The organism is Paraburkholderia podalyriae (assembly GCF_014397785.1).
Lineage (GTDB): Bacteria > Pseudomonadota > Gammaproteobacteria > Burkholderiales > Burkholderiaceae > Paraburkholderia > Paraburkholderia podalyriae.
Window position 1 is genome coordinate 1 of the sequence record NZ_VZQQ01000102.1, and the last position, 13,862, is coordinate 13,862.

Here is a 13,862-nt window from a genome sequence, read left to right on the forward strand (position 1 = left end):
AATTTCTGCGTCATTCGTTCCTGCCTCGACACACTCCACAAGCAAGGGCATCGCATGCTCGACGTATTACGGCGTGCCTTTGCTGGCGATCCTATACGGCCTGCAACCTAGCTGCTGAACTGTCACGAAAATCATTTCATTGCGCAAAGTGTTCGACAATTGTAAGGAAACGTTTGATAATGCGCCGAAAGCTGTAGAACGGCCAAATGCTTCGACCGGTTCGGCACTTATGGCCGCGCGCCGAGGCGCAGCACATACTTACAGAGAAATATGGGCATCAGCGAATTATTCAGGATCAAACGGAGCGACGTCGTCGAGCGTGATCACGCTCCGATCGCCACCGCGAGCAAACCGAAGATCTTGAGCATGGGCGGTTGCGTGACCGAAGTGGTGGCCGGGCGCATGGGGCGACTTGCACAGGTGTCGCATTTGTGGCGCGTGAGCGTTCCCTGTCTGATGTCGAACAAGGTGGAAGGCCGGAGTTATTTCGCGTCCGACAACCACCAAGTCTCCGAGCGCATCAATTTCGAGCTGACGAAGCAGGCCTTGCGCAAACTGAAGTCGGGTGGGTACGAGTTCCTGATTTTCGATCCCACCAGCGACTTCACAAACGATTACTACGAGAAAGACGGCTGCATCATCTCGGACATGGCGGCTCGCAGCATGGGCGAAGACTGGAAGTGGCCCGAGGGATTCCTCGCCAACGGCTGGACTCGGCTCTCGCCGAAAAGTCACCAGTACCTCGACCTCTACTATCAATACCTTAAGGACTTGATCGAGTTGTCCGAGCAGCTCGGCGTGCCGCTGATCATCTTGAAGCGGCGCACGTGCATCAACACGATCACGCGCGACGGTACACACGGACTGGGCGACCCTGAATCGACTGAGATCAATTGGTGGGTCGACTTGCTCTGGACCAAGATCGACGATCTGACGAACAAGCTCAACGTGCTGGATCTGAATGGCCGCTTTTCGGTCACGTCCTTCGATGCGCCCTACGGTGAGGAGAAATTCCACCCGATCGAGGAGTTCTATGATTACGCGTCCTACAAGCTGATGTACCTGATGCGCTTCAGTGATGACCTGATCACTGAAGCCATCTTTCACGTTTACCGTGAAAGAGCGAGCCGACGCCTGGCGATCCATTCCGATCGCGAAGCGCTGGCGCGCGAACGCGACAGTCTGGTGATCGAGCGCGATGGGCTGGTGCGCGAACGAGACGAAGCACGCGCAGACCTCGAACGTGCTGTACAAGAACGCACGGCCATCGGTCTCGCGCTCGATGCACACCTCGCCGCAAACGAAGCTAAGGTCGCATCGCTCCTACATGAGCGCGACGCCCTGTTGCGCGATCGAGCCGCACGTCAGTCGTCTCTCGATCAGCTTGTAATTGAGAACGATGCCGCATTGGCTCACGAGCGGGACAAGGCCCAGGCTGAGAACGAACGCCACACCCAGACGCTCTTGACGGTCAGTGAGGCGCGCGATGCTGCGCTTGGCGAGAACGCCAGCCTTGCCCTGACGCTTAAATCTCTACAGCAAGCGCATCACGACCTCGTGCAACAACACGCAACGCTGTCACTTCAAGAACGCCGCTTGTTCGATGAATTGCGTCTGGATGGCGGCCCCATGGCATTGCGCGATGTTTTGCCATTGGCACGCGCATGGCGCCCAATGCTGAAACAGCTCGGCCGGGCAAAGCGACTTTGCCGGCGGCTGTTGATGACCAATGCGTGATGTTTTCAGTCGATACAGTAGCGCGGTCACATAAGTGAATGATATGACCGTAGCGCGCGCCATTTAATGCATGGTCTTAAGGCACGACAAGTTTTTCCAAAAACTTCAAATCGCGAGCGAAGACTACGACGCAGGAAAAAACAGGTGGCTGGTGCAGCGATCACGCCATCGCTTGGACGCACTTGAACATACCGGCAGGTACATCGAACACGATGCATTTGGGCGACTCCACGGCGCCCGAACTCACACGCATGGAAATGGAAGCCCGTCTAGGCATCAAGCTCAACGCACAAGCACAGAAGGCCGACAAGCTGTCGTCGCTGGCGAAGTTCTTTCGGATGACTTGGTCGCCAAGGTTGGCTGCCAAAGCAAAATCTATGGTCACCCCCGTTTTTGCAACGTTGATTGTTGAAGGTGTGGTTGCCTCGCCTAAATCTATCCGGCGTCGTTGTAGGGATCACTCCCCGCGCCACGATGAGAGTCGCGCGTGATAGTCTCCCAAAGCTCCTCGGCTTCGAGAGACAATTTGTTTGCTAGGTTCTCCGTCAGGCCGGTGTGCCGTTCAGGTCATCAAATTTCAGCGTTCGCAAACCAGATGAGTTGACTTCGGTAAAGCGGTAAGCAGGATCTGCTGATCAGACTGGCATGGAAGCCGATCTCGCATCGAAGACGGCCTTTCTGGTCACCAGCGCCCATGCGGTGCGAAACAGCGTGTTCGCGAGGGCAACTGCCTGCACCTCAGCTTCTTGCGAAACGCGGCTTTGCTGCGCGGATCCTGGCCATGAATGTGAAACGAATGCTTGCCCAGATCGATCCCAACCATCGTCACGTCTTGCACGATGGCCTTTCCATAAAGAAAAACACCCTACAGCGTAACCCGCGTGTAGGGTGAGGATGAGCATCTAATTAGCCCCGCAAGACCGAAATCTTGCGGGGCTTTTTTACGACGCTAACGCTAAAGCGATATCCGCTCAGCGCGACATCATATTCATGCTGACGTTATGCATCACCCACAACGTACCGCCGATCACGATCACCGCGGTCAGCGCGGTGAACGCAAACGCGGTCACGTTCCAGCGCTGCGACGACGACGTATTCATGTGCAGGAAGAACACCAGATGCACGAGGATCTGCACGAACGCGAGGCCCGCAATCGCGAACAGCGCGCTCTGTCCCGTTAGCGTGCCGGTCATCACGAGCGCGAACGCCGCGACGGTCAGAATGACGGAAAGCACGAAGCCCGCCGTATAGCTGCCGAAGCTGCCGTGGCCTTCGTCCGAGTGTGCGCCGTGGGCGCTATGGCTATGGTCCATTTAGATCACGCTCGCAAGATAGACAAAGGTGAAAACGCCGATCCACACGACGTCGAGGAAGTGCCAGAAAAGACTCAGGCACGTCAGACGGATCATGTCGCGTTCGGTCAGGTCGCGATGACGCATCACCTGCAGCGCCAGCACCACCATCCAGATCAGGCCGAACGTCACGTGCAGGCCGTGGGTGCCGACCAGCGTGAAGAACGACGACAGGAATGCGCTGCGGCTAGGACCCGCGCCTTCGGCGATCAGGTGCGAGAACTCGCGCATTTCCAGCACCAGAAACGCGAGGCCCAGCAGGAACGTCACGCCGAGCCAGCCGAGCAGCGCGCCCTTGCGGTTCTTGTGCGCGCCGAGCATCGCGAAGCCGTACGTGATACTCGAGAGCAGCAGCATCGTCGTTTCCAGCGCGACGCCCGGAATCTCGAACAGATCCTTGCCGCTCGGGCCACCCGCGAACTGATGGCTCATCACCGCGAACACCGCGAACAGCGCCGCGAAGATGATGCAGTCGGTCATCAGATACAGCCAGAAACCGAACACCGAGTGCGACGGTACGTGGTCCGGCGCGAGTTGCGGCTCAACCGCAATAGTCTTCTGTAACATCAGTCCACCTCCAGCGCGACCTGCTTGCCGACGCTTGCGCCGACACCGGCCACGGCACCAGCACCGCCGTTGCGTTTGTCTTCAATCAGCGCGACAGTGTCGGCAGGAATGTAATAGCCGTCGTTGTCCATGAAGCTGTAGATGATCACGGTGGCGATCGCGCCGACCGCGCCGACAATCGCAAGCCACCAGATGTGCCACACGCCTGCAAAGCCGAGCACCAGCGAGAACAGACCCACTAGCAGACCCGCGGACGTATTCGACGGCATGTGAATGTCGCGATACACCGGCACTTTCTGCGCACCCTTGCGCGACTTCATTTCGGTGAACGCGTCGAGCGAGCGGACCTCCGGGATGTGCGCGAAGTTATAAGCCGGCGGCGGCGAGCTCGTCGCCCATTCCAGCGTACGACCGTCCCACGGGTCGCCCGTCAGGTCGCGGTTTTGCGCCAGGTTGCGATCGCGGATGCTGACGAACAGCTGCAGCAACTGGCAGGCAATACCGATTGCAATCAGCACCGCGCCGAACGCGGCGGCGATCAGCCACGGATGCCAGGTCGGGTTGTCGTAGTGATTCAGACGACGCGTCATGCCCATGAAACCAAGCACGTACAGCGGCGTGAACGCAACCCAGAAGCCGATCTGCCAGAACCAGAACGCGGCCTTGCCGAGCTTCTCGTTCAGCTTGAAGCCGAACGCCTTCGGGAACCAGTAGTTGAAGCCAGCCAGATAACCGAACAGCACGCCACCGATAATCACGTTGTGGAAGTGAGCGATCAGGAACAGGCTGTTGTGCAGCATGAAGTCCGCGCCCGGAATCGCCATCATCACGCCGGTCATACCGCCGATCGTGAAAGTAATGATGAAGCCGATCGTCCACAGAACCGGCGTCGTGAACCGCAGACGGCCCTTGTAGATCGTAAACAACCAGTTGAACACTTTGACGCCGGTCGGGATCGAGATGATCATTGTCGCGATACCGAAGAACGCATTCACGTCCGCGCCCGAACCCATCGTGAAGAAGTGGTGCAACCACACGAGGAACGACAGCACCATGATCGCGCAGGTCGCCCACACCATCGTCTTATAGCCGAACAGCGGCTTCTTCGCGTAGGTGGCGACGACTTCCGAGAAGATACCGAACGCCGGCAGGATCAGGATGTACACCTCGGGGTGTCCCCATGCCCAGATCAGGTTCAGGTACAGCATCGCGTTGCCGCCGGCATCGTTGGTGAAGAAGTGCATGCCGAGGTAACGGTCCAGACCGAGCAGTGCGAGCGTGACGGTCAGGATCGGGAACGACGCCATGATCAGCACGTTCGTGCACAGCGCGGTCCACGTGAACACCGGCATCTTCATGAATGACATGCCCGGCGCGCGCATCTTCACGATGGTCACGAAGAAGTTCACACCGGTCAGCAACGTGCCGATACCGGAGAGCTGCAAGCTCCACAGGTAGTAGTCGACGCCGACACCGGGGCTGAACTGCAATTCGGACAGCGGCGGATAAGCGAGCCAGCCCGTCTGCGCAAATTCACCGATCACCAGCGAAATGTTGATCAGGATCGCGCTGATTGCCGTCATCCAGAAGCTCAGCGAGTTGATGAACGGGAACGCGACGTCGCGTGCGCCGATCTGCAGCGGCACGACGAGGTTCATCAGTCCGACCATGAACGCCATCGCCATGAAGAAGATCATGATGACGCCGTGCGCGGTGAAGATCTGGTCGTAGTGATGCGGCGGCAAAAAGCCCGGGGCCAGGTATGACAGCGCCAGTTGCATACGCATCATGATCGCGTCGGCGAAGCCGCGCAGCAGCATGACGAAGGCAATGACGATATACATGACACCAATCTTCTTGTGGTCGACCGAGGTCAGCCATTCGGTCCACAAGTAGCGCCATTTGCCGAAATACGTGATTGCGCCGAGTACGGCCAGCGCGGCGAGGATCATCCCCGCGCCCGCCGTAACGATGATTGGCTCGTGATACGGGATCGCATCGAGCGTTAGTTTTCCGAACATGCGTTACCCCTTAGGCGCACAGTTGGCGTCCTTCACGTTGTCGAGGACGTTGCCGTTGTTGTAGCGGGCGATGATGTTGTTGAACAGCTTCGGATCGACCGTCGAGAAGTACCGCACCGGGTCCTTTTCGCTCGGCTCGGACACCGCGTGATAGCGGTCCATGTCGAGACGGTCCGACGAAGCGCGCACCTTCGCGACCCACGCGTTGAAGTCTTCAGGCGAGCTGGCGAGCGTGCGGAACTTCATGTCCGAAAAGCCCTTGCCGCTGAAGTTCGCCGCGGTGCCCGCGTAGTCGCCAGCGTGATCGGCGATCAGGTGCAGGCGCGTCTGCATGCCCGCCATCGCGTAGATCTGGCCGCCCAGCTGCGGGATGAAGAACGAGTTCATCACCGTGTCAGACGTGATCCGGAAGTTCACCGGGGTACCGACCGGGATCGCAAGCTGGTTCACCGAAGCGATGCCCAGATCCGGATAGATGAACAGCCATTTCCAGTCGAGTGCGACGACTTCGACGTTGATCGGCTTGACCTGCGATTCGAGCGGGCGATACGGATCGAGCTCATGCGTCGTCCGCCACGTCAACACGGCGAGGAACAGAATGATCAAAGTCGGAATCGTCCAGACGACGACTTCAACCGCGGTGGAATGCGTCCAACCTGGTTGGTAGTCGGCGTTCCTGTTTGACGCGCGATAACGCCACGCGAAAAACAGTGTCATCAGAATGACCGGCACCACGACGATCAGCATGGCCCACACCGAAGTCGCGATCAGATCACGCTCCGCGAGTCCCACACTCCCCTTCGGATTCAGAATATCGAGGTTGCTGCAACCCGAAAGCAGCAACATGAGGCTGGCGGAAAGGAAACTTGCCGGCCTTCTCAGCGTCCGTCCTTTCATTTCCATTGCCTCGTTTTTTTGACTTCAACGAACGTCATTCGACGGCTCTCCAGTAATAAGCGCTCGCATAATAGGGGTGGCACCGAATGCCGGTAAACACTCGATTCAGCAACTAACTATTGCTTCGCAACGCAGTGCGACACGTTGCCGCATTTCCTGCGCACCCTATTCACCAGCGTCGTTTGCGACGCTCCAAAACGAAGCATCGAAAAGTTGACGCATCGCAAAGTCCCTTGAAAACAAGCGCTAAAAAATCGCTGGATGTCCAGCGATTCCGAGCACTACGCCACGCATACGTTCACAACGGGATCGATAGCGACGCGCAAAAGCGCAAGAGCGTCGCCGCATCCTGACGCGCGGATGCAACAACGGCTCTTGCGCTTTGTTCTTTTAACCCGGCGTGTGCGCGGCGACGGATGCCGCTCCGGGCGCCGCTGCCTGCAGATGCTCGCCGGCTTCCGTCGGCACGGCGTCTGAAGGAAGCGCCGTGCGTTCCGATTGCGCGAGCAGCGTGCCGACCGACGGATCGATCGCATCGGTGAACGGCTTCGGATCGAGGCCGATAGCGAGCACGAGCAGCGACATCGCACCGAGCAGCACGAACTCGCGCTTGCCGAGGTCTTTCAGCTTCGCGACGCGCGCATTGGTGATCGCACCGAAGATCACGCGCTTATACATCCACAGCGTGTAGGCGGCGCTCAGCATCAACGTGGTCGCGGCGATCGCGCCGATCCAGAAGTTGAAGCGGATCGCGCCCATCAGCACCATGAATTCGCCGACGAAACCCGACGTGCCCGGCAGACCGATGTTGGCCATCGAGAACAGCATCACGAAAGCGGCAAAGCGCGGCATCGTGTTGGCGACACCGCCATATTCGGCGATCGATGCGGTTTTCGTGCGGTCGTAGAGCATGCCGGTGCACAACAGCATCGCGCCGGACACCACGCCGTAGGAGATCATCTGCACGATTGCGCCGGACTGGCCGAAGCGATTGAAGACAAAGAGACCGAGCGTGACGAGGCCCATGTGCGCGACCGTCGAATACGCGAGCAGGCGTCGCATATCGGTTTGCACGAGTGCGAGCAGGCTCGAATAGATCACCGCGACGAGCGACAGCGTGATCATCATCGGCGCGAAGAAGTGGCTCGCTTGCGGCGCGATCGGCAATGCGAAACGCAGCAGACCGTAGCCGCCGATCTTCAGCATGCCGATCATCACCGCGGCACCGGTCGGGCCGTCGAGGTGCACGTCGGGGAGCCACGTATGCAGCGGCCACATCGGCACCTTCACGCCGAACGCGGCAAGAAAGCCGAGGAAGATCAGCGCCTGGGGCACCGTGTCGAGATGCGCTTCGCGCCACAGGGCGAGGTCGAAGCTGTGCGTCTGGCTATACAGATAGAGCATCGACATCAGCATCATCAGCGAGCCGAGGAACGACACGAAGAAGAACTTCACCGCGGCGTACGTGCGGTTTTTGTGACCGTACGTGCCGATCAGCAGATACAGCGGGATCAGCGTCGCCTCGAACGCAATGAAAAACATCATGCCGTCGAGGGACGTGAACACGCCCTGCATGAAGCCGGACAGCATCAGGAACGCGCCGAAGTACTGCGCGGTACGCTGCGTAATCGACTCCCACGATGCGATCACGATGATGATCGTCGTCAACGCAGTCAGCGCGACGAGCCACAGCGAAATCCCGTCGATTCCCACATGCCATGCGATATCGAACGTCGGCGACCAGCGGACGTTCTCGACGAACTGCATCGAGGTCACGTCGTTACGGAAATTCGCCACGAGCGGGATCACCGGCAAGAAGCCCGCCACCGCGCCGATCAGCGCGAGCCAGCGCGTGCGATTACGCGCCGCGTCGGACCCGGCACGCAGAACCACGAATCCGGCGACGATGGGGATCCAGATGAGAAGACTTAGAAGAGGCAATGGCATGTGCTCTGTCAGAACTTGAAGTACAAAACGCCCCGTCAACGCCCTCAAAAACAGCAGGCGTTGAAATGGAAATGTAAGTTGGAGTTCGCTGAAATTGACGCGCGAAGGGGTTTCCCTCTACACGTTTACCCGCAGCCGAATGACCAAGGGTGGGAGATTACCAAGATAAGAATAATTTTGCATCGCAACAGCGCGGAAATCCGCGTCACAATACATTGTTGCAACGCCGACGCTTGTAAAACGCATCGAAATGTGCGTTTGCACATTGTTACAAAGCCTTCGTGCGACCTTGATGATTTGGCCGCAAAAGCTGGCAATTACCGGGAGATTGATGGCTTTTAGGCATTTGCCGTCCAGAGGCTCCGTTCGGCTGGAACGGGTCATGCTGTGACGTTTTGTTTGACTGCCGCGGACGTCCCGCAATCACGCAAAGATTCGCGCTGTCGACGAAAAAAGATTTTTGCGCCGACACTGCAGATCGACCCCGTGAGCGGGGCGGCCACCATGCCGAGCGCCTCGATCGAGGAGCGCTGAAACTGAATCCTTCGAGACCTACAAAACCTCCATTTACCTTACGACAAGACGCGCCGCGACATGCTACCTGCTGCAGAAAATCGCGCGGAGAGGCACACTCATTTCGCCCGGCCGGCTCCCCTCGCCCGGCTCCTTTTCCGGACCTGCTCGCATGACCCTTCGTGACGACGTCGCCACACCCGCCCTCGAATGCCGCGGCCTCAGCAAGCGGTACGGCACCGGCCGCATCGTGCTCGCGCAGCTCGACTTCACGCTCGCGGCGGGCGAGTTCGTCGCGATCATGGGCGACTCGGGCGTCGGCAAGTCGACGCTGCTCAATCTGATCGCCGGACTCGACCGCGCCGATAGCGGCAGCGTGATGATCGATGGACGCGCGGTCGAGCAACTCGACGATAACGCCGCGACGCGTTTGCGTCGCCAGAAGCTCGGGTTCGTATTCCAGGCGTTTCACGTGCTGCCGCATCTGACGCTCGCGCAGAACGTCGCACTGCCACTGCTGCTCAATGATCTACCGATGGCGAGCGCGCTCGACATGCTCGCGGCAGTCGGCCTCGGCGGACGAGGCGACGACTTTCCGCGCGAGCTGTCTGGCGGTGAGCTGCAGCGCGTGGCCATTGCACGAGCGCTCGTGCATCGTCCGACGCTGCTTCTCGCCGACGAACCGACCGGCAACCTCGACCCCGCGACCGCGCACGACGTGCTCGGCCTGTTCCGCGCGCAAAGCAAGGCGACCGGCGCGGCGACGATCATGGTCACGCATTCGGAGGCCGCGGCCGCCGTGGCCGACCGCGTGTTGATCCTGAGCGACGGCGGCCTGCACGCCGCGCCCGATAAAACCGCGAACGCCGCGCATGCGGCGACCCGCTCGATCGACGATGCCCGCTGATCCTGGTCCTCTGCCGAGCACACCGGGATCTCGCGTTCTCGCGCGCTGGCTGTTGGCGGCGGAATGGCGCAGTCATCGCGGACGCGCACTCGTCGCAATCGCCACGATCGCGCTAGGCGTCGCGCTCGGCTACGCGGTGCAATTGATCAACAGTGCGGCCTTCAACGAATTCTCGGCGGCCGCGCGCAGTCTGTCCGGTGAAGCGGATCTGCAGGTGCGCGGCGCGCAGCCTTTCGTCGACGAGTCCCTCTATCCGCGACTGGCCAATGAGCCGGGCGTGGCGTTGGCGAGTCCCGTGCTCGCGCTCGACATCGCGGTGCCAGGGCACAGCGGTGCGCTGCCGGTCCTCGGCATCGACGCCTTCAAGGCGCGCCGGATCACGCCCGACCTGATCGGCGTGCCCCCGCCGGACCACCCGTTCGACATGCTCGCCTCCGATGCGATATTTCTGTCGACAGCCGCCCAGCAATGGCTGAACGTGAAAACCGACGACCACGTGACGCTGCGCATCGGCACATCGGATCTGCGTCTGCGCGTCGCGGGCGGGCTCGTGCGCGCGCGACCTGGTCAACGGCTCGCGGTGATGGACATCGCCGCCGCGCAATGGAAGTTCGGCAAGGTGGGCAAGCTGTCGCGCGTCGACGTGCAGCTCGAACGCGGCGTCGATCGGCAACGCTTCAAACGCGATCTTCAACAGCAGCTCGGCAGCGCGTGGGTCGTCACCGAGACGCGTGATACCGAAAGCCGCACCGATCGCCTGTCGCGTGCGTACCGGATCAACATGAACGTGCTCGCGCTGGTCGCACTGTTCACGGGTGCGTTCCTCGTGTTTTCGACGCAGGCGCTCGGTGTCGTGCGACGTCGCTCGCAATTCGCGATGCTGCGCGTGCTCGGACTCACGCGAGCTCAGCTATTGCGGCAGATCCTGCTCGAAGGCGCGCTGCTAGGGTTGCTCGGCTCGTTGTGCGGACTTGCGCTCGGCTACGCGACGGCCAGCGGTGCGCTGCGTTTTTTCGGCAGCGATCTCGGCGGCGGCTACTTTCCGGGCGTGCAACCGCGAGTCGGCTTCGAGCCGCTCGCGAGCGCGGTGTTTCTCGCGCTCGGGGTCGCGGTGTCGGTGTTGGGCAGCGTCGCGCCCGCCATCGACGCGGCGCGCGCACGGCCGGCCGTGGCACTCAAGGCTGGCGCCGAGGAAAGCGCGTTGGCGCGGCTCGCGACGCCATGGCCCGCGCTCGGCTGTTTGCTGGCGGCCGCCGCGCTGACGCGCGTGCCGCCGTGGTTCGACGCGCCGATCGCCGGCTATCTGGCGGTTGCGCTGCTGCTTGTAGGCGGCATTGCGCTGATGCCGCGCGTAACCGCGCTGATATTCGGCGCGGCGAGCCGCGCGCGCGGCACGCGACGCCGCTCGGCCGCGACGGGCACGCTCGCGATTGCGCGTCTCGCGAATGCGCCGGGGCAAGCATCGATCGCGATGGGCGGCGTGTTGTCGAGCTTCGCGCTGATCGTCGCGATGGCGATCATGGTGGCGAGCTTCCGCGTGTCCGTCGACGACTGGATCACGCGTCTGCTGTCCGCGGATCTGTACGTGCGCGTAGCGTCGGGCGGCAATAGCGGCGACAGTAGCGGCTTGCGGCCCGACGAACAGACGCGGATCGCGACGGTGCCCGGCATCCGCAACGCCGCGTTCGCGCGTATCACACATCTGACGCTCAATCCTGCCCGCCCGGATGTCGCGCTGCTCGCGCGCGAAATCGACGCAGCCGATCCGGGCGCGAATCTGCAGATGACCGGCGCGGTGCTGCCGCCGTCCGCGCTTCGCGCCGGCGACATACCTGTTTGGGTCTCCGAAGCAATGATCGACCTGTATGGGTATCGGCCGGGCCAGCGAGTTTCGTTGCCGCTTGGCGAGCGCGGCCAGATGTTCGTCGTCGCCGGTGTGTGGCGCGATTATGCCCGGCAGAGTGGCGCGATCCAGATACGGCTCGCGGACTATCGGCGGCTGACCGGCGACGCCACCGCAACCGATGTCGCCGTGACCGTCGAGCCGGGCGTGAGTGTTGAACGCGTCGTCGCAAGTTTGAAGGCGCTGCCGTTCGGCGCGTCACTCGAGATGTCGCAACCGGGTGAAATCCGTGCACGCACGCTGGTGATCTTCGACCGCAGTTTCGCGGTCACGTATCTGCTCGAAGCGGTGGCGATCGTGATCGGATTGTTCGGCGTCGCCGCGACGTTTTCCGCGCAGACGCTCGCGCGCGCCCGCGAGTTTGGGATGTTGCGCCACGTCGGCGTGACGCGCGCGCAGATTCTTGCGATCCTCGCGTCGGAGGGCGGTTTGCTCACCGCATGCGGCATTGCGCCCGGTTTCGCGCTTGGTTTCGCAATCAGCCTGGTTCTCGTGTTCGACGTCAATCCGCAGTCGTTTCACTGGAGCATGTCGCTGCATGTACCGTGGCTCGTGCTTGGCACAGTCGCGTTGGTGATGCTGGCGCTGTCGTGCTCGACGGCGGTGGTCGCGGGACGCGGCGCGGTATCGGTGGATGCGGTGCGCGCGGTGAAGGAGGACTGGTGATGCGAGCTGAGGGGCGTGCCTGGCGAATACGGTTGTTGTGGTGGCATGGCGTGGCCGTTCGCGGGGCCTGCTCTGCGCTATGTGCGTGCGCGACGTGGATCGCGCGCAAGCACAGCGGGTCATCGCAGCGGAGCCTTCAGCTCTTCCTGCCAGGCCTGTTTTGCGTTGGCATAGCTGCTGTGTCGACCTCTTTTGCCGCTAGTAGTAACTCATCTGCATCCACCCTGGCCGCCTTCGCGTCAGTCACGCCAGACCATCCGATCTCGTTTCCGCAGGACAGCGGTGGCCATCCGGCTTTCCGCACCGAATGGTGGTATGCGACCGGCTGGCTCACGACGCCCGATAACCGACCGCTCGGATTCCAGATCACATTCTTCCGTTCGGCGACCGGTCACGACTCCGCCGATCCCAGCGGCTTCGCGCCGTCGCAACTGATCATCGCGCACGCTGCGTTGAGCGATCCGGTCATCGGACGGCTCGTTCACGATCAACGCATCGCTCGCCAGGGTTTTGGGCTCGCCTACGCGAAGCCCGCGAACACCGACGTCAAACTCGACGCATGGAAAATGATTCGCGCCGCGGACGGTCACTACGACGTCACCGCCGACGCAAGCGGATTCGCGCTACATCTCCAACTTACGCCAACGCAGCCTCCGCTGATTCAGGGCGAGCGCGGTTACTCGCGCAAAGGACCGCGGCCCGAACAGGCGAGCTACTACTACAGCGAACCGCAACTCCGCGTGACGGGCACTGTGGTGCGCCCAGCCGGGGGTGGAAACGACACGACGCGCAATACGGCAGTGACGGGCACCGCATGGCTGGATCACGAATGGTCGAGCACGTTGCTCGATGCCAATGCGGTCGGATGGGATTGGCTCGGCGCTAATTTGACGGGCGGCTCGGCGCTAATGGCATTCAAGGTGCGGAGCCGCGATGGACATGCAATATGGGCCCACGCGACGCTCCGCAAACCCGATGGACAGGTAACGAACTTCGGCCCCGGTGAAGTCGACTTCACGCCGCGTCGCATGTGGCTCTCGCCGCGCACGAATACTTCGTATCCGGTCTCGATGACGGTTAGAACCGGAACGCTGGCATGGCAACTCGATCCGCTGATGGACGATCAGGAACTCGATTCACGACAGTCGGCTGGGGCGGTGTATTGGGAAGGCGCGGTCCGGGTGCGTCAACAGAATGCGGATATAGGGCGCGCCTATCTGGAACTGACGGGTTACGCGGATGCACTGCGGATTGGAAAGTGATGAAACGCGCGATATCGGCCGCGTAAACGCAAAAACCCCACCGCGAGGGGTGGGGTTTCTGACGGGGTAAGGAGCCTGACGATTACCTAC

10 protein-coding genes and 1 pseudogene are annotated in these 13,862 nt (G+C 61.1%); 5 read left to right on the forward strand and 6 right to left on the reverse strand.

The features are described from left to right. Nucleotides 1-270: 270 nt before the first annotated feature. Both F6X42_RS39675 and F6X42_RS39680 read left to right on the forward strand, forming a co-directional pair. Nucleotides 271-1,737 (forward strand): hypothetical protein, encoded by a 1,467-nt coding sequence (locus F6X42_RS39675; protein WP_187639284.1) that lies wholly within the window; start codon nucleotides 271-273, stop codon nucleotides 1,735-1,737. Between the two features lie 251 nt (nucleotides 1,738-1,988). After that, complete coding sequence (locus F6X42_RS39680; RefSeq protein ID WP_187639285.1) at nucleotides 1,989-2,228, forward strand: hypothetical protein; 240 nt, start codon at nucleotides 1,989-1,991, stop codon at nucleotides 2,226-2,228. A gap of 233 nt (nucleotides 2,229-2,461) precedes the next feature. On the opposite strand, the pseudogene F6X42_RS45720 reads toward F6X42_RS39680, so the two are convergent. From F6X42_RS45720 to F6X42_RS39710, 6 genes and pseudogenes are all read right to left on the reverse strand, one after another. After that, nucleotides 2,462-2,575 (reverse strand): annotated as a pseudogene (locus F6X42_RS45720) (IS110 family transposase); the annotation flags it as partial. A 133-nt stretch (nucleotides 2,576-2,708) separates the two neighbouring features. Further along, nucleotides 2,709-3,050, reverse strand: a complete 342-nt coding sequence (gene cyoD / locus F6X42_RS39690; protein WP_187639286.1) for a cytochrome o ubiquinol oxidase subunit IV — start codon at nucleotides 3,048-3,050, stop codon at nucleotides 2,709-2,711. Continuing rightward, entirely contained in the window at nucleotides 3,051-3,656 is a 606-nt protein-coding gene (gene cyoC / locus F6X42_RS39695; protein WP_187639287.1) for a cytochrome o ubiquinol oxidase subunit III, read from the reverse strand. It abuts the gene before it with no gap. Continuing rightward, the gene (gene cyoB, locus F6X42_RS39700; RefSeq protein ID WP_187639288.1) at nucleotides 3,656-5,677 is read right to left on the reverse strand and encodes a cytochrome o ubiquinol oxidase subunit I; all 2,022 of its coding nucleotides are present in this window, start codon (nucleotides 5,675-5,677) and stop codon (nucleotides 3,656-3,658) included. The genes cyoC and cyoB overlap by 1 nt, the downstream gene beginning before the upstream one ends. 3 nt (nucleotides 5,678-5,680) lie before the next feature. After that, complete coding sequence (gene cyoA, locus F6X42_RS39705; RefSeq protein ID WP_187639289.1) at nucleotides 5,681-6,574, reverse strand: ubiquinol oxidase subunit II; 894 nt, start codon at nucleotides 6,572-6,574, stop codon at nucleotides 5,681-5,683. Between the two features lie 390 nt (nucleotides 6,575-6,964). Further along, nucleotides 6,965-8,521: an NADH-quinone oxidoreductase subunit M gene (locus F6X42_RS39710; protein ID WP_187639290.1), complete on the reverse strand. Its 1,557-nt coding sequence runs from the start codon at nucleotides 8,519-8,521 to the stop codon at nucleotides 6,965-6,967. Between the two features lie 685 nt (nucleotides 8,522-9,206). On the opposite strand from F6X42_RS39710, the gene F6X42_RS39715 reads away from it, so the two are divergent. The 3 genes from F6X42_RS39715 to F6X42_RS39725 all read left to right on the forward strand — a co-directional run bounded on the left by F6X42_RS39715 (nucleotide 9,207) and on the right by F6X42_RS39725 (nucleotide 13,772). Next, a complete protein-coding gene (locus F6X42_RS39715) occupies nucleotides 9,207-9,941 on the forward strand; it encodes an ABC transporter ATP-binding protein (RefSeq protein WP_187639291.1) in 735 nt (244 codons plus the stop codon). After that, nucleotides 9,931-12,510, forward strand: a complete 2,580-nt coding sequence (locus tag F6X42_RS39720) for an FtsX-like permease family protein (protein ID WP_187639292.1) — start codon at nucleotides 9,931-9,933, stop codon at nucleotides 12,508-12,510. Before F6X42_RS39715 ends, F6X42_RS39720 begins: the two co-directional genes overlap by 11 nt. Nucleotides 12,511-12,656: 146 nt before the next feature. Then, nucleotides 12,657-13,772 (forward strand): lipocalin-like domain-containing protein, encoded by a 1,116-nt coding sequence (locus tag F6X42_RS39725; protein ID WP_376776514.1) that lies wholly within the window; start codon nucleotides 12,657-12,659, stop codon nucleotides 13,770-13,772. The last annotated feature ends 90 nt before the right edge of the window (nucleotides 13,773-13,862 follow it).

Coding starts and splice junctions, on each gene's coding strand:
- F6X42_RS39675 (WP_187639284.1), top strand. CDS start 271: ATGGGCATCAGCGAATTATTCAGGATCAAACGGAGCGACGTCGTCGAG.
- F6X42_RS39680 (WP_187639285.1), top strand. CDS start 1,989: ATGGAAATGGAAGCCCGTCTAGGCATCAAGCTCAACGCACAAGCACAG.
- cyoD (WP_187639286.1), bottom strand. CDS start 3,050: ATGGACCATAGCCATAGCGCCCACGGCGCACACTCGGACGAAGGCCAC.
- cyoC (WP_187639287.1), bottom strand. CDS start 3,656: ATGTTACAGAAGACTATTGCGGTTGAGCCGCAACTCGCGCCGGACCAC.
- cyoB (WP_187639288.1), bottom strand. CDS start 5,677: ATGTTCGGAAAACTAACGCTCGATGCGATCCCGTATCACGAGCCAATC.
- cyoA (WP_187639289.1), bottom strand. CDS start 6,574: ATGAAAGGACGGACGCTGAGAAGGCCGGCAAGTTTCCTTTCCGCCAGC.
- F6X42_RS39710 (WP_187639290.1), bottom strand. CDS start 8,521: ATGCCATTGCCTCTTCTAAGTCTTCTCATCTGGATCCCCATCGTCGCC.
- F6X42_RS39715 (WP_187639291.1), top strand. CDS start 9,207: ATGACCCTTCGTGACGACGTCGCCACACCCGCCCTCGAATGCCGCGGC.
- F6X42_RS39720 (WP_187639292.1), top strand. CDS start 9,931: ATGCCCGCTGATCCTGGTCCTCTGCCGAGCACACCGGGATCTCGCGTT.